This is a genomic window from Acidobacteriota bacterium, assembly GCA_016195325.1.
Lineage (GTDB): Bacteria > Acidobacteriota > Polarisedimenticolia > JACPZX01 > JACPZX01 > JACPZX01.
Map to the genome: position 1 here is coordinate 1 of JACPZX010000089.1, position 19,771 is coordinate 19,771.

Here is a 19,771-nt window from a genome sequence, read left to right on the forward strand (position 1 = left end):
GGGCGCTCCCGTAGAGGATGAGGTTCGTGTAGAGGAGGACCACGTAGAGCATCGTCGCGATCCACTCCTCGACGAACCCCTTCTTGCTCTGCTGCCCCTGGGCGCCGATCTTGATCGTCGCCATGTCCACGCGGCGCGTCAGGGCCTTCGCCTTCGCAGGATCGATGCTCTCGGACTTCAGCCGCTCCGCGATGAAGACCTCGGAGAGGGCGCGCTCGATGCGGCTGGTGCTCGTGATGTCCGAGACGGTGCGGCCGTAGAACGTCGGCTCGGCCGTCCCGGTCAGCGCGTCGGCGGGGACGACGAGGTAGGCGTCGAGCGAGCCGTCCTCGATCCGGCCGGAGAGGGCGGCGAGGGATTGCTCGCGCGTTCCCGCGGCGCCGGCCTTCGACTCCTCGAGCTGGTAGCGGCGGACCTTCTCCTGCGCGCCGCTCCCCTTGCCGGTCTTCGGCTTGAGGAAGTCCTGCTTGTCATCCGAGGAGAGCACCCGGTCGAGCGACGCGTAGAGCGAGCCCGTCTCGTCGAAGACGGCGATGTGAATCGCCTTCTCGGGCATGATGCGGCCGAGGAGGAACGGGGCGAGCATGAGCGTCCCGAGGAGGAGCGGCACGAGCACCGTGCCGATGATGAAGGCCTTGGTGCGCACGCGCTCGAGGAACTCGCGGCGGATGATGAGCGCGATCTTGCCGAAGCTTCCCGGAGAGGCGCCGGAGCCGGCAGAGGCGGCGGACGTGGTGGGCATGGTCTCCTCCCTATGAGCGCGACGCGCCAGCGGCGAGCGCCGGGGCCGGCGGCGGTGCGGCCCCGGCGTGGGCCTTCGTCGCGCCGACGCGCTCGATGAAGATGTCGTGGAGCGACGGCTCCTTGATCTCGAAGCGCGACACCCGCACGCGCGCGACGACGTCCTTGAGGAGTGCCTGGGGATCCGCGCCGTCCACGAGCGTCACCTCGATGAACGCGTTGTACTCGCTCGTGCGCTTCACGAGCGGATGGGTCTTGAGGAACGCGCCGTCCCCCTCGAATCCGAGGGCGATCGTGTTGCGGCCGTAGCGGCCCTTGATCTCGTGGAGGTTGCCGCCGAGGACCATGCGCCCCTCGTTGATGAGGCAGATGCCGTCGCACAGCTTCTCGACCTGCTCCATGATGTGCGTGGAGAAGATCACCGTGCGCCCGCTGTGGTGGTACTCGACCATGATGTCCCGCAGCACGTTCGTGTTGATCGGATCGAGCCCCGAGAAGGGCTCGTCGAGGATGATCAGCTCGGGCTCGTGAAGGACCGTCGAGATGAACTGCACCTTCTGCTGCATCCCCTTCGACAGCTCCTGCACCTTCTTCTCCCAGGTGTCGGCGAGCTCCAGGCGCGAGAGCCACGATTTAGCTCGGGTCTTCGCCTCAGTCGCTGGCACTCCCTTGATCCCGGCGATGAAGACCAGCACGTCGCCGACCTTCATCCGCGTGTAGAGGCCGCGCTCCTCCGGCAGGTACCCGATGCGCGACTTGAGGCTCTCGGACCACGGCTGGCCCAGGACGCGGATGGTCCCCGTGTCCGGCCCGTAGATGTCGAGGATCATCCGGATCGTCGTGGTCTTGCCGGCCCCGTTCGGGCCGAGGAGGCCGAAGAGGCTCCCCCGCGGCACCTCGAGCGACAGCCCGGCGACCGCGCGCTTCGTGTCGTAGGACTTGCTGATGTCCGTGACGGAAACGGCAGCTTCCATGCTTCCCCCGTGTGTGTGAGCGCGGCGCCCCCCCAGAGCGCGACGGCAGCATATTACGCGGGACACCCGATGGGGTTTCCCGCCACTCCCTCGAGGCGACCCCCGATCAGTCTCCCGACCCCGCCGTCCCTTACCGCGGCGCGGCGGAATTCCCCCCCGCACGGCGCTCCCGGATCGTCGAAAGGAGGGCCTCGGCGCTCGGCAGGCCCGGATGCGCCTCGAGGATCTTCCGCGCCTGCGCCTCCGCCGCGTCGAGCCTCCCCGCGCCGAGGAGGGCGATGGCGAGGTTGTAGGCGATCGCCGCGGAGTCGGGGCGCAGGGCGAGGGCCGACGAAAGGGCGGCGGCCGCCTCGACGGGCCTCCCGGTCGCCGCGAGCAGCCTCCCGAGGTTGTTGAGGGCGTCGGCATCCCGGGGGTTGCGTCGCGCCGCCTCGGAGTTGGCGCCGATCGCCTCCGGGAGCCGCCCCTGCGCCTCGTGGACGTTTCCGAGGAGCACGTACGTCCCCGCGTCGCCGGGATCGATCTCGATCGCGCGACGGAACTCGGCCTCGGCGTCCGCGAGACGGCTCAGGTTCTGGTAGACGGTTCCGCAGTTGGCGTGAGCCCAGTGGCTCCGGGGTGACGCCGCGCGCGTCGCCTCACAGAACGTGAGCGGCGTCTCCCAGTCCTGAACCCGCACCCACGCCCGCGCGGCGAAGAGCGAGACGGGGATTGCGACGACGGCGAGCGCGGCCACGCCCCGCCTCCTCACGCCGCGCGCGACGAGCGCCGCGTCGAGGGCCGCCCCCGCCGCGAGACAGAACCCCACCGCCGGAAGGTACAGGAGCCTCTCGGCCATGATCTCGCCGATGCCGAACGGGATGTTGCTCACGGGAAAGAGCGCCGCCGCGAAGCCGAGGAAGCCGATCGAGACGACGGGGGCGCGCCGCCACGCGTAGAGCGCGACGGCCGCCGCGGCCAGCGCCGCCGCCCCCCCGGCGAGGACGAGGGGCGCGAACGGGTTCGTCTCGATCGTGATCTGCGCGTAGGAGTAGTCGGCCGAGAGGGTGCGTGGGTAGAAGAGGAGACCTACGTACCTCGCGAGGACCGACGTCGCAGTCGTGAGCCGCGTGCCGAAGGGAACCCCAACGAAGGCCGTCGTGATCGCACCGGCGTGCACCCCTCCCAGCACCGCGGCGCGCGCCGCCAGGTAGACCGCGATGACGCCGCCGTGCGCCGCGTACTCGCCGAGCCTCGTCCGGGCGCGCCCGCGAACAAGATCTTCCGAGATGAGAAGCCCCGGCAGGACGATCGCGCTCTCCTTCGAGAGGAGGCCCAGGCCAAAGAGGACGAGCGAGATCCCTCGCCGATCGCGGAGTCGCCACGCGCCGAGGACGAAGATCGCCGCGAGGATGTCGGCGCGGCCGACGATGGAGACGACCGCCTCCGAGAGGACCGGGTGCGTCGCAAAGAGCGCTCCGGCGACCGACGCCGCCGCCGGCGACGCCGTGAGGCGCAGCCCGAGCGCCGTCACCAGCGCGGCCGCAAGGCCGTGGAGCAGCACGTTGACGAGGTGGAAGCTCCACGGCTCCATCCCGGCGAGGCGCGCGTTGAGCCAGTACGTCGCGACCGTGAGCGGGCGGTAGAGATCCCCCGCCGCGTCGGTGCCGGCCCAGTAGTGGGAGACCGGGATGAGCCACGGGCTCCTCTCGCCGGTGACGAGCGCGTTGTGGGCCACGATGTAGTAGCTCCTCTCGCCGGTGACGAGCGCGTTGTGGGCCACGATGTAGTAGTCGTCGCGGACGACGCCGTCGCGCACCGCCCCGCCGTACACGGCCACCGCGAGGAGGGCCACGAGAAGGGGCGCGAGGCGCGTCACGCGGCCAGCTTACAACGGAACCGCGGCTTGACCCTCCGCCGCCACGGGGCCATGATGCCGGGACATTCGATTTCGGAGCGCGAGACCGCCTTGATCACCGGCTACAACACCGACGTCAAGCACGACGGAAAGGTCTTCCACGTGCAGACCGAGGACAAGGGGATTCAGAATCCCGTCATCGAGACCCTCGTCTACGTGGGGGGCGGGCAGATCATCGCGTCGAAGCAGTACAACTACTCGAAGCTGGTCGCCGAGGGAAAGTGCGACGAGCGGGCCGTTCTGGAGCTGCTCGAGTCCCAGCACCGGCGCATCATGCGGTGGATCTCCGGCGGGAAGTTCGACGCTACGGGTCCGCCTCCGTTCGGCCACACCATCGTCTCGTCACGGTCGTTCGACGAGGTGGTGCTCGAATTCCTGAAGTCGCAGGAGGGAACCGATCCGATCGAGATCGTCGTGGAGGAGTTTCTCGCGACTCCGGGGAAGCCGGCCTCGATCCGCCTCCTGGTCCGCAACGGCGCAACCGAGGCGCCGGTCCCCGCCGCGCAGGTGGCCATCACCTTCAGCCCCGCCTCCGGAAAACCCGGGAAGCTCCTCGCCGGCCCCTCCGGGGCCGACGGGCGCCTCGCGGGGAAGCTCAACCTCCCCGCCGGCGTCCCCGGCACGCTCCTGGTCGAGGCGCGTCTCGGCGCGCAGCTCGTGACGATCGAGATCCCGGTGGAGCCCGCATGAGCGGCGAGATCCGCGTGGCGGTCAACGGCGAGGCGGTCGCGGTGGCGGCCGGGACCTCGATCGCGACGTACGTCGAGAGCCTCCGCGTCCCGCCGGGGCGCGTGGCCGTCGAGCGCAACGGCCGGCTCGTCCCGAAGGGGAGCTTCGCGGAGGTGATCCTCGCGGAGGGAGATCGGCTGGAGGTCGTCACTCTCGTCGGCGGCGGCTGAGAGAGCTTCAAGGAGAACCCACGATGGACGCACCTCATCTCAAGATCGCCTCACGGACCTTCCGCTCGCGGCTGATCGTCGGCACCGGGAAATACGCCTCCTTCGAGATCATGAAGCGCGCGCACGAGGCCAGCGGGGCCGACATGGTCACCGTCGCGATCCGCCGTGTGAACCTCACCGATCGGACGAAGGAATCGCTCCTCGACTACATCGACCTCAAGAAGATCACGCTCCTCCCCAACACCGCCGGCTGCTACACCGCGGACGAGGCGGTGAGGACCGCGCGGCTGGGACGCGAGGCGACGGGCTCCGACCTCGTGAAGCTCGAGGTGATCGGCGACGAGAAGACCCTCTACCCCGACAACGAGGGGCTCGTCGCCGCGACGAAGACGCTGGTCAAGGAAGGGTTCGTCGTGATGCCCTACACCAACGACGACGTCGTGACCGCCAAGAGGCTGAGGGACGCGGGGGCCGCCTGCGTGATGCCGCTCGGCGCCCCCATCGGCTCCGGCCTCGGCATCCAGAACTTCGCGACGATGCGGCTGATCCTCGAGGAGATCCGGGACATCCCCGTGATCGTCGACGCCGGGGTGGGCGTGCCGTCGGACGCGGCGATCGCGATGGAGATGGGGGCCGACGGCGTGCTCATGAACACCGCCATCGCCGGCTCGCCCGATCCCGTCAAGATGGCCGAGGGGATGAAGCTGGCCGTCGAGGCGGGGCGCCTCGCGCGCGAGGCCGGCCGCATCCCGAGGAAGCTCTACGCCACCGCGAGCAGTCCCCTCGAAGGGGTGGTGCGCTAACCCCCCTTGCTCCTCTCGCGGAGCGCCTGCGAGGCCTCGCGGTGGAGCGTCTCGAGGCGCTTGGCCTCCCGCTTGTCGTGCTGCTTCTTCCCCTTCGCGATCCCCAGCTCGACCTTGATCTTCCCGTCCTTGAGGTAGACGCGCAGCGGCACGAGCGTCTGGCTGTCGGTCTTCTGATCGCGCTCGAGCCGCAGGATCTCGCGGCGATGGAGGAGGAGCTTCCGCGGGCGCAGGGGATCGTGGTTGAAGATGTTGCCGTGCGAGTAGGGCGAGATGTGGCAGTTGTGCAGATACACCTCACCCTTCTCGACGCGCGCGTACGCGTCCTTGAGATTGCAGGCCCCCTCGCGCAGCGACTTCACCTCGGTGCCGGTGAGGACAATCCCCGCCTCGATCCGGTCGATGATGAAGTAGTTGTGGAAGGCCGCCCTGTTCCCGGCGAGGTCCTTCTCGAACGCCACGTCCGCTCCTTCGAAGGGGCCCATTCTCCCACACGCGCCGCGAGGCTGTCCGGCCGCGCGCTTGCTTCGGTGGCGGAAACGCCCCAGAATGCGCTCATCCCGTCAAGGGATGCGACCGTCGAGGAAGAGAGGAAGGGCTCATGGGCTGCGGGTCCGGTGGTTGCGCCTCGGGCGGCTGCGCTTCGGGAGGGTGCGGCGCGCTCGGCTCGGCCGCCTCGTCCGGGGGCGGCGGGTGCTCGAGCGGCGGCGGATGCGGGCAATCGGCCTGGGACGGAAACTACCGGAGCGTCGCGGGGCTCCAGATCGGCGCGCACGCCAAGACCTGGTACTGCGACTCGACGGGGTACGAGCTCCTCACCGGCGAGAGCTGCGTCCTCGACGTGGACGGGGGCGAGGAGTACGCCCGCGTCGTCCAGGGGACGGGCGCCTCGAGGAAGTTCTCGGGAGTGAAGGGGATGTGGCGCGTGCTGCGGCGCCCGTCCCCGGCCGACGAGGAGCGCCACGCGGGCGCGCTCGCCCTGAGGCGCGAGGCGACGAGCTACTGCCGCGAGAAGGTCGATGAGCTCAGGCTCGCCATGAAGCTCGTGGACGCCGAGCCCTCGTTCGACGGCCGGCGCATGACCTTCACCTTCACGTCGGAGGAGAGAGTCGACTTCCGCGAGCTCGTCCGCGATCTCTCCCAGCAGTTCCGCCGGCGCATCGAGATGCACCAGGTCGGCGCGCGCGACGAGGCGAAGCTCCTCGGCGGGTACGGGCTGTGCGGCCGGCCGATCTGCTGCGCGACGTTTCTTCCCGAGTTCCCGCCGATCTCGATCAAGATGGCGAAGCGGCAGGGAATCGGCATGAACCCCTCGAAGATCTCCGGGCTCTGCGGCCGTCTCATGTGCTGCCTGCGCTACGAGGACTACCCCGAGGCGAAGAGCGCCTCTCCGAAGCCCGACCCCGCGCCGGCCCCGGCCCCGGCAAACTAGGGCTCACTCCTCCGAGTCGTCGTCCTCGCGAGCGACCTCGCGGTAGATCTCGCGCCGGCTCCTCCCCGTGAGCCTCGAGACCCGGCGCAGCGCATCGCGCCTTTCCACCCCGGCGGCGACGAGATCGCGGTAGGCCTTGCGCACGTCGGTCCCCGCCGCGCCGCGCTCGGCCCCCGCGGACGGCGCCGGCCTTCCCGCGACGACGATCGTGAACTCGCCCCTGGGCGCCCCGCGATCGAGCGCCGCGAGGAGATCGCTCGGCGCGCCGCGCAGAACCTCCTCGTGCAGCTTCGTCAGCTCGCGGACGATCACGGCCGCACGATCTCCCATCTCGACCCTCACGTCCGAAAGGAAGGCGAGGATCCGGTGCGGCGCCTCGAAGAAGACGATCGGCCACGGCTCGGCCGAAGGGTCCTCGGCGACGCGCGCCGCCTCGGCCGCCACGAGGGCCCGAAGGAAGCGCCGGCGCGCCGACGTGCGCGGCGGCGCGAACCCCGCGAAGACGTACCCCCCTGACGAAAAACCGCTGACCGACATCGCGGCCGCGGGAGCGGAGGGGCCCGGAATCGCCTCGACGACGATCCCCGCGGCGGCGGCCTCCGCGACGAGGAGGGCCCCCGGGTCGGAGACCCCCGGTGTCCCGGCGTCGGTGACGAGCGCGACCGTCTGGCCGGCCTTCAGGGCCTCGAGGATCCCGCCCGCGCGGGACGACTCGTTGAACTTGTGGCAGGAGACGGTCGGCACGGCGAGGCCGAAGTGCGAGAGGAGGGCTCGCGTCCTTCGCGTGTCCTCGCAGGCGACGAGCCGGGCGGACCTCAGCGCCTCGAGGGCGCGGGAGGTGATGTCCCCGAGGTTCCCGAGCGGCGTCGCGACGACGAGAAGGCGGCCCGCGGCGGTGGCGGCCGCGGGGGGGGCGGCGCCGCGCTTCGTTCCGCCGCGGCGGCTCACGTCCCCCAGTCCCGCGGATAGCGGAAGTCGATCCCAACCGTGCGGGCGGAGAGCTTCGCGATGAGTGGAGGCCGCCGCTTGAACTGCGAGCGCATCACCATGCGCCGGAGACGATCGACGAGCCGCCGCTCGAACCCGGCCTCCGCCACCTCCGCCACCTCCCAGCGCTCGTCGAAGAGGAGGTGGAGAATCTGGTCGGCCTCGGCGTACGTCGCGCCCAGCTCCGCTTCGTCCGTCTGCCCTTTCCACAGATCCGCCGAGGGCGCCTTGCTCCGGATCGCCGCCGGCACGCCGAGGTGCGCGGCGAGCTGCCGGACCTGCGTCTTGTAGAGATCGCCGATCGGGTTGATCGCCGAGGCCATGTCGCCGAAGAGGGTGCCGTACCCGAGGAGGAGCTCGGTCTTGTTGCTCGTGCCGAGGACCAGCGCAGCGTGAGCGGCGGATCGATCGAAGAGGACGTTCATCCTCTCCCGAGCCATCCGGTTCCCGCGCCGGAGCGCGTCCATGTCCGGAAACCTCTCGAAGTACGGGTCGACCATCGGGGAGATGTCGACGAGCTCGTGGCGGACGCCGAGACGGCGCGCGACGGTGCGCGCGTCCTTGAGGCTCGCCGGCTGGCTCTCGCGGAACGGCATCATCACGGCCACGACGCCCTTGCGGCCGAGCGCCTTCACCGCGAGCGTGGCGGCGACGGCGGAGTCGAGGCCCCCCGAGAGGCCGACGACGACGCGTCCCCTACCGGTGCGCCGGGTCTCCTCGGCGATGAAGCCGGTGACGATCCGGACGACGAGGGGGGCGTTCAGCGCGAGATCGGCGCCGTGAGACGGGGCCACGACCGGGATCGGGCGGTGCGCCGCTTTCATCGGCGGCCCGCTCCGGACCTCCGCGGCAACGGCTGGCGCGCCCCCGCCGGCGCCGAGCGATCGGCCGTCACGCGCTCGAGCTCGCGCCGCACGAGGTCGATCTTCTCGTCCCGCATCAGCGGCGCGGCGAGGCGCGCCTTTCTCAGGTCTGCCGGTCTCAGCGTCGCGACCACGAAATCCTCCGCCAGGGTTTTCGCGGACGCCACCACGTCGCCCGATGGAGCGCAGACGAAGCTCCCCCCCTGGAACGCCCACCCCTCCTCGTATCCCGCGCGGTTCACGTAGAAGACCCACGCCGACAGGTGGCGCGCGACGACGCGGCCGAGCTCGACCCAGGTCGCGCTGCTGCGAAGATCCTTCGAGCCGTCGACACCCTTCGCGGGGCCCGCTGAGATCACGATGAGGGCTTCCATTCCCTGGAGCGACAGGAGGTAAGGCGACGACAGGTGCCAGAAGTCCTCGCAGACGAGGAGCCCCGTGCGCCCCCAGGGTGCGGGGAAGGTCTGGAACGACTCGCCCGCGGCGAAGTGCCGGCCCTCGTCGAACATCCCGTAGGTGGGGAGGTAGACCTTGCGGTGCACGTGGGCGACCGAGCCGTCGACGAAGCATCCGGCGGCGTTGTAGTGCAGGAGGCCGGCTCCGCGCTCGACGAACCCCGCGACGATCGAGATCCCGCGGGACGCCGCCGCGAGCTTCCGGAGCCGGGCGCCTCGGGAGACCTCCTCGGCGACCTCGGGGACGAGATCCTGGAGAAGGTAACCGGTGAGGCTGAGCTCCGGAAAGACGACGAGAGCCGCGCCGCTCCGCCGGGCGCGCCCGGCGATCTGTAGGTGGCGCGCCAGGTTGGCGTCGGGATCGCCCAGCCGGGGGGCGATCTGGGCAAGGGCTATTTTCATGGAGGAGGAATGCTATCACGCCGTGGCGTTTCTTCGTGCTACGATGCGCCCCGGCCACGCGGCGATCGGGCTCACGGGCCCCCCAGGGTTCCTCCGCCACTCCAATGCCTCATCCGACGTCCGGCACATCGTCCGACAGAAAGCCCTACGTCGCGGGACACTTCTATCCTTCGGACCCGGCGAAGCTGCGGCAGGAGCTCGAAGCGCACCTCGCGGCCGGGAAGACGCCCCCACGTCCGGTCCGCGGAATCGTCGTCCCGCACGCCGGGTACATGTACTCCGGGGCGATCGCAGGGGCCGTCTACGCGGCCGCCGAGCTGCCGCGCCGCCTGGTCCTCATCGGGCCGAACCACACGGGCCTCGGCCGTCCGATCTCCATCATGAACCGCGGCGCGTGGCTGACCCCGCTCGGCGCCGCCCGCATCGACGAGGCCCTCGCCGACCTGATCCTCGACTCGGCCAACATCGTCGAGGCCGATCCGGCGGCGCATCACGCCGAGCACTCGCTCGAGGTGCAGATCCCGTTCCTCCAGTCGCGGCTCCGGGACTTCACGTTCGCGCCGATCTGCGTCGGGACCGGACGGCGCGCCGACCTCGCGACGCTCGCCGCGGCGATCGCGGGGGCCGCCTCCACGATGGGCGAGCCGATCGGCCTCGTCATCAGCACCGACATGACGCACTACGAGCCGGCCGAGGCCGCGCGGGTCAAGGACTGGAAAGCCATCCGACGCATGGAGACGCTCGACGGCGACGGGCTCCACCGCATCGTGCGCGAGGAGGAGATCAGCATGTGCGGCTACGCCGCCGCGACGGCCGGGCTGCTCGCGCTCAAGCGCCTCGGCGCGTCGCGCGCCGAGGTCGTCGCCTACGGCAACTCGGGGGAGACGTCCGGAAACTTCGACGAGGTGGTCGGCTACGCGGGTCTTCTGATCCCGTGAGGGTCCGCGCGTGGGCGGCCGCCGGGGCGCTCGCCGCCTGTTTCGCCGCCGCCCCGCCGGTCATGGCCCAGGCCGCGACCCCGTCCCCGACCAGGGGACAGCCCGGCGCCAGGAAGAAGCCCCCGCGCACGAAGTTCACCAGGCCGGGGCCGAACGAGACGCCGCTGATGTCGGCCGGGCACATCGAGCAGCCGTCGGCGGGCGAGTACGTCCTCACGAACGAGGTCGACTTTCGTTACGGCGGGGCGCACCTCCTCGCCGACAGCGCGCACTACTCCGAGTCGGAGCGCACGGTGACGGCCGAGGGGAACGTCGTCATCCAGCTCGCCGACAGCGAGATCAGCGGGGATCGCGCCGAGTTCGACCTCGACTCGGGGGAGGCGGTGATCGACAACGCGCGCGCCTACATCGAGCCCGACCTGATCGTCAACGCGGCGAAGATGCAGAGGGTCGGCGAGCAGTCGTACCGGATCACCGACGCGACGGTCACGAGCTGCACGCAGCCGACCCCCTACTGGTCGTTCTGGGTCGGCACCGCGATCGTCCACGTCGGCCACTACGCGCACCTCCGCGACGCCGTCCTGCGCGTGGGGAAGATCCCGATCTTCTGGAGCCCGTACCTCGCGATTCCCGTGAAGGAGGATCGCGCGGCCGGGCTGCTCTTCCCCCACTTCGGCTTCTCGCAGAAGCGCGGCGCGTTCCTCAGCAACGCCCTCTACGTGCCGGTCGGCCGCAGCTTCGACTCGACGCTTCAGGTCGACTCGTTCGGCGGCGCGATCTCGAACGGAGTCGAGGAGCTGCCGTCGACGGCGTTCGGGCTCGAGACCCGGTTCGTCCCGAACGCTTACGGCAGCGGCACGATCACGACCTACTTCCTGCGCGAGAAGCTCCGCCCCTTCGCCCACTCGGACATCGTCGATCGCGATCGCTACCAGGTCCGGATGAATTATTCGCAGCAGCTCCCGGCGGGCTTCAAGCTCCTGGCGGACCTCGACGACGTCAGCGACCTGAACTATTTCATCGACTTCGAGCACGAGATCCGCTACTCGTCGAACCCGACGGTCCTCTCGCAGCTCGACCTCTCGCGCCTCTCGGGTCCCTACGCGGTGAACGTGCGATTCAACCAGCAGACGCAGTTCCTCGGCGTGGTCGATCCGATCGAGCTGAAGATCGACGACCTGGCGCTCCTGCGGCTGCCGGAGGTGGAGATGCGCGGCCGCGGGATCCGGCTCGGGAAGACGCCGTTCTATCTCACGTACCTGGCGTCGTTCGACGGCCTCGTGCGCCGCGAGAACACCTTCGACGCCGCGGGCAACCGCCAGGCCGCGCAGGCGACGTACGACCGCTTCGACGTCTTCCCCACGATCACGGGGAACTTCACGCCCGTGCCCTGGCTCGACATCTCGCCCATCGTCTCGTTCCGCGACACGTTCTACACGGCGAGCGACAGCGATCCCGGCTCGGCCCTCGACCCGACCGGGCCCGCCATCAACCGCCAGCAGTACCGCGCGGGGTTCAGCATCGTCGGGCCGAGAATCTACCGGCTCTTCGGCAGCGAGGCGGAGGGGAAGACGCGGTACAAGAACACGCTCGAGCCGCGGATCACCTACGACTACGTCCCCGAGGTCGCCGGCGGCGAGAAGATCATCCCCTTCGACGAGATCGACGCGACGCTCGGCACGAGCAACCTCCTCACGTACTCGCTCACGACGCGCCTTTTCCAGAAGAAGCCGCCCCAGGCCGCGCCCGGGTCCGCGACGAGCCCGGCCCTCACGGGCAGCCTCGCCTCTCTCGTGATCGGAGAGGAGGCGCCGACGCGCAACCAGGAGCTGGTCGCCCCCGCGGAGCGCCCGGTGGCGCCCGGCGCGGCCCCCGAAGGCGCGGCGCCACCGCCCGCTCCGGAATCGCCGCCGGCCTCGCCGAGCACCCCCGTGGGCGGCGAGGCCTACCTCCCGTCGGATGTCTCGACGGGCCCATCGAAGCGCACGCCCCTCTTCGGCGGCCCGCCCCAGCCGGCGCGCCCCCTCAACGTGGGCCCGGTCGAGATCGCGAGCTTCGAGCTGTCGCAGGGGTACTCGCTCGCCAATCTGAGGCCGCTCAGCCGCTCCCTCGCCCTGGACGCCAACAGCCAGTACTCGCCGATCACGGCGACGGCGCGCTACAACCCGACGTTCTCGACCTCCCTGGATCTTCGCGCGAACTACGACATCCTCTTCCGCGACATCTCGACGGTCAGCCTCTCGGGATCGATGCGGTCGAAGACGTACGACTACCTGAGGATGAGCTGGGTCTTCGGGCGCGATCTCGAGGGGGTCCGCGCGGGAGCCGGCTCGCTCTGCGCGACCGACGGGAACCGCCTGGTCGGCCGCGAGGGACCGGAGCAGGCGCGCTGTTTCGTCAACACCAGCCAGGTCCACCTGCTGGGCGGCCTGGCGCTGTTCGGCCGCAAGATCACGACCGACGTCGAGATCGCCTACGACGTCGAGAACTCGTTCCTGCAGAACCAGCGGTACCGGTTCGGGTACAACACGCAGTGCTGCGGCGTTCTGCTCGAGGTCGACAAGCGCGCTCTTCCCTCCGGATCCATCGGCTCGACCTCGGACGTTCAGTACCGCTTCGTCGTCAACCTTCGAGGGGTCGGCACCTTCCTCGACGTCAACGGACGGCCCCAATGACTCCCCGCCGCGGAGAGCGCCCGCCCGCAGGGCGCGACGATGGACAGGGGCGCGCCTCTCCCGGATAATCGGCCGATGACCCCGACGAAGATCACACCCCTCGTCACCGGGGGGGGAGGACGCCTCGGCCTCGCGCTCCAGGAGGCGATGGCGGACGCCTACCCGGCCGCCGTCTTCGCGACGCGCGACGAGATCGACGTCACCGACTATTTCCGCCTCGCCTCCGAGCTGGAGCGCATCCGGCCCACCGTCGTCATCAACGCGGCGTCGTTCACCCATGTGGACGGCTGCGAGGACGAGCCGGAGCGGGCGAGGCTCGGGAACGACTTCGGCGCCGGCAACGTCGCGCGGGCCGCGGCGCAGGTGGACTCTCGCGTCATCCACGTCTCGACGGATCTCGTCTTCGACGGCGCCCTCGCCCGCCGGTACCGGGAGGACGACGCCCCGGCTCCCCTCTCGGTGTACGGGCGGACGAAGCTCGACGGCGAGACCGCGGTGGCCGCGGAGTCACCCGGGGCGACGATCCTGCGGGCCGCGTGGTTCTTCGGCGAGGGGGCGGGCAGGTTCCCGGAGAATTTCCTCTCGATGATCGAGGCGAAGCGCTCCCTCGGCCTCGTCGCCGATCGGTACGGCTCGCCCACGTACATCCCGGATCTCGCGGAGGCGATCGTCCGGCTCATCGCCATCCCCCACGCGGGGATCCTCCACTTCACGAACCCGGGAGAGATCACGACCCGGTACCACTTCGTGAAGCGCGCCGCCGATTCCCTCGGGCTCGACACGTCCGCGGTCCGCCCTCTCTCGCACCTGGAATGGAAGGGGGATCGCGCACCGCGACCGATGAACTCCGCGCTGGATCCGTCGGAGTTCATCCGCGTCACCGGCTTCGCGCCGAGGACGTGGGAGGAAGCGCAGGACGCGTTCCTGCGCGAGCGCGCCCTCAGCGGGCGCCCGGCGTGAAGATTCTCCTCACGGGCGGCACGGGGTTTCTCGGCGGCCGGATCGGCGAGGCCCTCCTCTCGAAGGGGCACACGGTGACCGCCCTCGTCCGCCCGGGCTCTCCGCGCAAGCCCCCCCCGGGATGCGCCGCGGCCCTCGGCGACGTCGTCGACGCCGCGGCGGTCCGGCGCGCGGCGGCGGGGTGCGACGCGATCGTCCACACCGCCGCGCTCGTCAAGATGTGGATGCCCGACGCTTCGGCCTTCGACGCCGTCAACGTGGGGGGGCTGAGGAACGTGCTCGCCGCCGGCGCGCCGCGCGTTCTCTACACGTCGTCGTTCATCGCGCTCGGCCCCACCGACGGCGCCATCGCCGCCGAGAGCTGGACGATCCCGGACCGCCGCCCGCACAACGACTACGAGCGCACGAAGGCCCTCGCTCTCGAGGCGGCGCGGGCGGCCGCGCGCGCCGGGGCGCCGATCGTCACGGTGTTCCCCGGCGTCGTCTACGGGCCGGGAACGCTCACCGACGGAAGCCTGATGACGAAGACGGTCCGCGATTTCCTGAACGGCACGCTGCCGGGAATTCTGGGCGCCGGCGACAGGAAGATCTCCTACGCCTACATCGACGACGTCGTGAACGGGCACCTCCTCGCCCTCGAGAAGGGGAAGCCCGGCGGGGAGTACATCCTCGGCGGGGAGAACCGGACGATCCTCGAGGTCCTCGCCATCCTGACGCAGCAGACGGGAGTGGCGGCGCCGACGCGGCGCATCCCGTTCGCTCTCGCGGGCATGGTCGGCTGGGCGCAGCGGATGCGCGCCCGCGCGACGGGCCGCGAGCCGGAGATCACCGACGAGGTGGTGCGCGTCTACCGGCGCGAGTGGGCGTACGACTCCTCGCGCGCGATCGCGGACCTCGGCTACCGGATCACACCGCTGGCGGACGGGCTCGCGCGCACCGTCGCGTGGCTGCGCGAGCGGGGAATCGCCGGCGGGGCGACGGCGTGACGGCGGCCTCTTCCTCGAAGCGCGTCGAGCTCGCGCGCAAGGCGGTGCACGTCCTCTCGGGGCTCTTCGCCCTGCTGCTCCGCTGGCTCACGGGCTGGCAGTCGCTCCTCCTCGCGCTGGGCGCGCTCGCCTTCAACCGGCTGGCGCTCCCGAGGCTCAGCAAGGGAGCGCTCGATCGCGAGGCGGATCGGGCGCGCGGCTACGCGCTCGGGATTCTGCTGTACCCGCTGTCGGTGGCGGTCCTCATCGCCGTCTTCAGCTCGCGCCTCGACATCGCGGCGGCGGCGTGGGGTCTGATGGCGTTCGGCGACGGCGCGGCGACCCTCGCCGGGACGTTCCTCGGCGGCCCGCGGCTCCCGTGGAACGCCTCGAAGTCCTGGTCCGGATTCCTCGGCTTCGTCGCCGCGGGCACGGCCGCCGCGGCATGGCTCCAGATGTGGGTCGCGGGGGGCCACCCGGAAACGCCGGAGCCCGCCGTGAGCGTGTGGGCCCTCGCCCTCGCCGTCGCGGTCCTCGGCGCGTTCATCGAGTCGCTCCCGACCGGGATCGACGACAACATCACCGTCCCGCTCCTCACCGGCGGCGCGCTGTACGCGCTCTGGTGGATGGACCCTGCGATCCTCGCGTCGTCGAATCCGCCACTCGAGAGGCAAGTTCTCGCCGGCGCGGTCCTCAACCTGGTGGTGGCCGGAGCCGCCTACGCGGCGAAGACCGTGAAACCGAGCGGCGCGCTCGCGGGATATGTGCTGGGCACCGCCATCTACGCCTTCGCGGGGTGGCGCGGGTACGTGATCCTGACCATCTTCTTCGTGCTCGCGAGCGGGTCGACGAAGGTCGGCTACGAGAAGAAGGCGGCGCGGCGGATCGCGCAGGAGTCGGGGGGGCGGCGCGGGGCGCGGCACGCGATCGCCAACGTGGGGCTCGCGGCTTTTCTCGCCTTCCTCGCCGCCTCGACGACGGCGACGACGGCGCTCCTCATCGCCTTCACGGCCGCGCTCGCGACCGCGGTCTTCGACACCGTCTCGACGGAGATCGGCCAGGTGTACGGAAAGCACCCCATCCTTATTACTACGCTCCGTCGGGTCCCCCCGGGGACGGACGGAGCCGTCTCGCTTCAGGGGACGGCGGCCGGGCTTCTCGCGGGCGCGGTGCTCTCGGCCCTCGCGTGGGCGACGGGGATGATCCCTGCTTTGGGGGCCGCCGTCGCGATCGCGGCGTCGTTCATCGGCACGACGGCCGAGAGCTACATCGGGGCGACGGTCGAGGCGATGAAGCTGATCGACAACGAGGCCGTCAACTTCGCCAACACGCTCGTCGGCGCGCTCGCGGCGCTCGCGATCTGGAAGCTGGTCGCCTGACGCGCCGCCCCCCCCGCAGCCTCGAGACGGAACCCGGAGAAGAGATGAGCGACAGGCTCGACCGCATCAGGCTCTACGTGGACTTCACCCGCCCCTTCACGCTCCTCCCGCCCACCCTGGGCGTCATCTCGGGCGCGATCACCGCTTTCGGCAGCAGCAGCAATCCGGATCCGTCGCGGCGGGCGACGCTCGACGTCGTCCTCACGATCCTCCTGGGCTCGGCCTGCGCCGCGCTCCTGAACGCCGCCTCGAACGTCATCAACCAGTACTACGACCTCGAGATCGACCGGTACAACAAGCCCAACCGGCCGCTCGTGGCGGGCACGATCTCGATGCGCGCGGGATGGTGGTACTCGATCGCGCTCTACGTCGCCGCCATCGTCCCGACGTGGCTCGTCGTGGTGTACCCGTACACGGGCCTCCGCGCCAAGTTCGGGGCGCCCCTCGTCGCGCACGAGTGCGCCGTCGTCTACCTGATCGGGATGGTCGCCACCTTCGTCTACTCCGCGCCGGCCCTCGGCCGCACGAAGCGCGACGGGTTCCTGGCCAACATCACGATCGCGATTCCGAGGGGATGCCTCCTGAAGGTCGCGGGATGGTCGATGGTCGCCTCGATCTACCACCTGGAGCCCTGGTACATCGGATCGATCTTCATGTTCTTCCTCCTCGGCGCCGCGACGACGAAGGACTTCTCGGACATGGAGGGGGATCGCCGCGGCGGCTGCATCACGCTGCCGATACGCTACGGCGTCGCGAAGTCCGCCTGGATGATCGCGCCGTTCTTCGTCGTCCCGTGGCTCCTCCTGCCGATCGGCGCGCACGTGGCGAACCCGTGGGAACCGTCGCGCACGATCCTCACCGGCAACCCCACGCTCCTCACGGGACTGGGGTTTCTCCTCGCGGCGTGGGGGTGCTACACCTGCTACCTCCTCCTCCGGAACCCGGAAGATCTCGCCCGCACGGAGAACCACCCGTCGTGGACGCACATGTACCTGATGATGATGGCGGCGCAGATCGGATTCGCGGCGGCGTACCTGCTCTGAACCGCCCGCGCGTCCGGGGCTGCGGCCCGCCCCTCAGCCGGCCTGCTTCGACTCCCGTCGCCGCTCCCGCTGCAGAACGCCCATCGGGTCGCGGGACATGAGCCTGATGAACTCCGGGATGTAGGCGGGAACGTGCCTCGCCCGGAGCCGGGCGGCGCTCCACGTTCTCCGGAAGCCGCCGCGCGTGAGGGGCACGCCGCGGATCGCCCCCGAGCGCAGATCCTGCTCGACCACCCACCGCGCGAGGACCGCGACGCCGAGTCCCGCCTTGACGAGCTGAACGATCGCCTCGGTGAGCTGCGCCTGCGTCACCTGCTTCGGTCTCACCCCCGCCGGCACCAGGAGCGTCTGGAAGAACGTGCTCTCCTCGGGCGTGGAGTAGAGATAGAGGTGCTCGTCCCGGAAGTCCTCCGGCTTCACGTAGGCGCGCGAGGCGAGCCGGTGATCCGTGGCGACGAGAACGAGCATCTCGTCGTCGAAGAGCGGCGTGACGACGAGGCGCCGATCGCGGACGGGGCTGCTGACGATGGCGACGTCGAGCTTCCCGTCGAGGAGGGCCTCAATCGGGCCGCGCGTCGCCTCGACGACGATCGTCACGTCGACTTTCGGAAACTTGCGCCCGAATTCCTTGAGGAGGATCGGGAGCCAGTTGTAACAGGTGTAGCACTCGGTGCTGAGCCTGAGCGACCCGTGCCGCTCCGTCGCGACGGCGCGGATCTCCTCCTCCGCCCGCTCGAGCTGCGCGAGCAGCGATCGGGCCGAGCCCAGCATCTTCTCGCCCGTGGGCGTGAGAAGCATCCTCCGGCCCGAGCGGTGGAATAACGGGGCGCCCAGCCTTTGTTCGATGTCACGGAGCTGGTGGCTGAGCGCGGACTGGGTGAGGTAGAGGCGGCGTCCCGCCTTCGTCACGCTCCCCTCCTCGGCGATCGCAACGACCAGCTTCAGGTGCCGGATTTCGAGATCCATGGTCCTCCCTCCTCGCATGACCATAGATCATCGAATCTGTGAAAACAAACGATTGCATTCATGGACCCGCGGACCCTACGGTTCTCGCGCCGAAGACGGGGCCCCGGGACTCCCCGGGGGACGGGACGGGGGCAACGGGAGGGGGCGCATGAGACGGATCGCGATCTTGGGAACGCTGCTGGCCGCGGCGACGGGCCTCCCCGGCGCGACTCACCGGCCCGGCGGACCGGCGACGTTCCGGGTGCGCGTGGAAAACGTCTCCCTCCGGGGAACTCTGACCCCCTCCATCGGCCCCGGGATGGCGGCGACGCTCTCGAGTGGCGTCTGGGTCCTCCACGACGCCTTCGGACCGCTCTTCACGACGGGGCGCCCCGACCGCGGCGAAGGACTCGAGGAGCTCGCCGAGGATGGAAACCCCGGGAGGCTCGCGGCGTACCTGCCGTCACGGGAGGGCGTCGTCGCGTCGGGGCTCTTCGGGAACGCCGGAGATCGGCCCCTCGGCCCGGGAGACGCGATCGAGTTCGAGATCTCCGCGCTCCGTGGCGAGCGGCTCTCGCTCGCGATGATGCTCCGGGAGTCGAACGATCTCTTCTTCGCGCCGATCGAGACGGGGATCGCGCTCTTCGACGCGCGCGGACGCCCCGTGTCGGGAGACGTCACGGATCAGATACTGCTCTGGGACGCCGGCACGGAGATTCACCAGGAGCCGGGGCTCGGAGCCTTCCAGGGATCGCGTCAGACGCGCCCGGGAGCGGGCTTCGCCGAGCAGGGAACGGTTCACCCCGTCGAGGACGGTTTCGTCTACCCCGACGTGAGCCGGGTTCTTCGCGTGACGATCGCCACGACGCGCTGAGGGCCAGGAGCATGGGGCGCGAGAGGAGAAGAGATGCAGGCATCGAAGAGGCGGATGGAAACTCTGGCCGTGCACGCCGGCGAGCGCCGGCCGGGGCCGGAGGGCTCGCTCGTCTTCCCGATCTACCAGGGAACGGTCTACAGCGTGGAGCCCGGGACCGACTACCACGACATCAAGTACATCCGGCTGAGCTGCACGCCGACGCAGAGCTACGTGAACGACAAGCTCGCCGCCCTCGAGACGGCCGAGGCCGGTGTGGCGACGGCGTCCGGGATGGCAGCGGTGACGTCGGCCCTCCTGACGGTCCTCAAGAAGGGCGACCACCTCATCGCGGGTGCGTGCCTCTACGGCGGAACGCACGATTTCCTGACGAAGCACTTCGAGGACCTCGGCCTGAGCTACACCTTCGTCGACGCCGCGGACCCCGGCGCGTGGGCGAAGGCCAGGCGCCCCACGACGCGCCTCTTCCTGGTGGAGACGATCGCGAACCCTCTGATGCGCGTCCCGAGGCTGCGCGAGGTCGTCGACTTCGCGCGCCG

The 19,771-nt window shown here is 70.3% G+C and carries 20 protein-coding genes; 12 read left to right on the forward strand and 8 right to left on the reverse strand.

All coding sequences use genetic code 11. The annotated features are described in order from the left end of the window. From HY049_16125 to HY049_16135, 3 genes are all read right to left on the reverse strand, one after another. The coding region (locus HY049_16125) for a hypothetical protein (GenBank protein MBI3450429.1) at positions 1–742 on the reverse strand (742 nt) is incomplete at its 3' end. Between the two features lie 10 nt (positions 743–752). Beyond that, positions 753–1,715, reverse strand: a complete 963-nt coding sequence (locus tag HY049_16130; GenBank protein MBI3450430.1) for an ATP-binding cassette domain-containing protein — start codon at positions 1,713–1,715, stop codon at positions 753–755. 130 nt (positions 1,716–1,845) lie between these two features. Continuing rightward, positions 1,846–3,573 carry a tetratricopeptide repeat protein gene (locus tag HY049_16135; GenBank protein ID MBI3450431.1) on the reverse strand — a complete coding sequence of 576 codons (1,728 nt, stop codon included), beginning with the start codon at positions 3,571–3,573 and terminating at the stop codon, positions 1,846–1,848. A gap of 90 nt (positions 3,574–3,663) precedes the next feature. Here HY049_16135 and HY049_16140 point away from each other — a divergent pair, with 90 nt between their 5' ends. From HY049_16140 to HY049_16150, 3 genes are read left to right on the forward strand one after another with little or no spacing between them, the layout of a single operon-like run. Continuing rightward, entirely contained in the window at positions 3,664–4,302 is a 639-nt protein-coding gene (locus HY049_16140; protein MBI3450432.1) for a hypothetical protein, read from the forward strand. Beyond that, positions 4,299–4,511 carry a sulfur carrier protein ThiS gene (gene thiS / locus HY049_16145; GenBank protein MBI3450433.1) on the forward strand — a complete coding sequence of 71 codons (213 nt, stop codon included), beginning with the start codon at positions 4,299–4,301 and terminating at the stop codon, positions 4,509–4,511. Before HY049_16140 ends, thiS begins: the two co-directional genes overlap by 4 nt. 23 nt (positions 4,512–4,534) lie before the next feature. After that, entirely contained in the window at positions 4,535–5,314 is a 780-nt protein-coding gene (locus HY049_16150) for a thiazole synthase (protein MBI3450434.1), read from the forward strand. Here the strand turns inward: HY049_16150 and smpB are convergent. Beyond that, a complete protein-coding gene (smpB, locus tag HY049_16155; GenBank protein ID MBI3450435.1) occupies positions 5,311–5,799 on the reverse strand; it encodes an SsrA-binding protein SmpB in 489 nt (162 codons plus the stop codon). The two genes, HY049_16150 and smpB, sit on opposite strands and share 4 nt — an antisense overlap. Before the next feature lie 116 nt (positions 5,800–5,915). Here smpB and HY049_16160 point away from each other — a divergent pair, with 116 nt between their 5' ends. Continuing rightward, entirely contained in the window at positions 5,916–6,746 is an 831-nt protein-coding gene (locus tag HY049_16160; GenBank protein ID MBI3450436.1) for a stage 0 sporulation protein, read from the forward strand. Positions 6,747–6,749: 3 nt separating this feature from the next. Here the strand turns inward: HY049_16160 and rsmI are convergent, their stop codons facing one another. The 3 genes from rsmI to HY049_16175 are packed head-to-tail and all read right to left on the reverse strand — an operon-like array spanning position 6,750 to position 9,453. After that, positions 6,750–7,694, reverse strand: a complete 945-nt coding sequence (gene rsmI / locus HY049_16165) for a 16S rRNA (cytidine(1402)-2'-O)-methyltransferase (GenBank protein MBI3450437.1) — start codon at positions 7,692–7,694, stop codon at positions 6,750–6,752. After that, on the reverse strand, positions 7,691–8,557 hold the full coding sequence (locus HY049_16170; protein MBI3450438.1) for an NAD+ synthase: 867 nt from the start codon (positions 8,555–8,557) through the stop codon (positions 7,691–7,693). The genes rsmI and HY049_16170 overlap by 4 nt, the downstream gene beginning before the upstream one ends. Beyond that, positions 8,554–9,453 carry a carbon-nitrogen hydrolase gene (locus tag HY049_16175; protein MBI3450439.1) on the reverse strand — a complete coding sequence of 300 codons (900 nt, stop codon included), beginning with the start codon at positions 9,451–9,453 and terminating at the stop codon, positions 8,554–8,556. Before HY049_16175 ends, HY049_16170 begins: the two co-directional genes overlap by 4 nt. Positions 9,454–9,557: 104 nt before the next feature. Here HY049_16175 and amrB point away from each other — a divergent pair, with 104 nt between their 5' ends. The 6 genes from amrB (at position 9,558) to HY049_16205 (ending at position 17,413) form a co-directional block, all read left to right on the forward strand. Further along, positions 9,558–10,391, forward strand: a complete 834-nt coding sequence (gene amrB, locus HY049_16180; GenBank protein MBI3450440.1) for an AmmeMemoRadiSam system protein B — start codon at positions 9,558–9,560, stop codon at positions 10,389–10,391. Then, entirely contained in the window at positions 10,388–13,066 is a 2,679-nt protein-coding gene (locus tag HY049_16185; protein ID MBI3450441.1) for an LPS-assembly protein LptD, read from the forward strand. The genes amrB and HY049_16185 overlap by 4 nt, the downstream gene beginning before the upstream one ends. Before the next feature lie 75 nt (positions 13,067–13,141). After that, a complete protein-coding gene (gene rfbD / locus HY049_16190; GenBank protein MBI3450442.1) occupies positions 13,142–14,026 on the forward strand; it encodes a dTDP-4-dehydrorhamnose reductase in 885 nt (294 codons plus the stop codon). Then, a complete protein-coding gene (locus tag HY049_16195; GenBank protein MBI3450443.1) occupies positions 14,023–15,012 on the forward strand; it encodes an NAD-dependent epimerase/dehydratase family protein in 990 nt (329 codons plus the stop codon). Before rfbD ends, HY049_16195 begins: the two co-directional genes overlap by 4 nt. Next, positions 15,009–16,370: a DUF92 domain-containing protein gene (locus tag HY049_16200; protein MBI3450444.1), complete on the forward strand. Its 1,362-nt coding sequence runs from the start codon at positions 15,009–15,011 to the stop codon at positions 16,368–16,370. Before HY049_16195 ends, HY049_16200 begins: the two co-directional genes overlap by 4 nt. A gap of 44 nt (positions 16,371–16,414) precedes the next feature. Next, complete coding sequence (locus tag HY049_16205) at positions 16,415–17,413, forward strand: UbiA family prenyltransferase (protein ID MBI3450445.1); 999 nt, start codon at positions 16,415–16,417, stop codon at positions 17,411–17,413. A 33-nt stretch (positions 17,414–17,446) separates the two neighbouring features. Here HY049_16205 and HY049_16210 read toward each other — a convergent pair whose 3' ends face one another. Next, a complete protein-coding gene (locus HY049_16210) occupies positions 17,447–18,379 on the reverse strand; it encodes a LysR family transcriptional regulator (protein ID MBI3450446.1) in 933 nt (310 codons plus the stop codon). A 148-nt stretch (positions 18,380–18,527) separates the two neighbouring features. Between HY049_16210 and HY049_16215 the strand changes: the two genes are divergently transcribed. Both HY049_16215 and HY049_16220 read left to right on the forward strand, forming a co-directional pair. Beyond that, positions 18,528–19,232 (forward strand): spondin domain-containing protein, encoded by a 705-nt coding sequence (locus HY049_16215; protein MBI3450447.1) that lies wholly within the window; start codon positions 18,528–18,530, stop codon positions 19,230–19,232. Positions 19,233–19,286: 54 nt separating this feature from the next. Continuing rightward, positions 19,287–19,771, forward strand: a 485-nt coding sequence (locus HY049_16220; GenBank protein ID MBI3450448.1) for a PLP-dependent transferase, incomplete at its 3' end; no start/stop codon positions are given.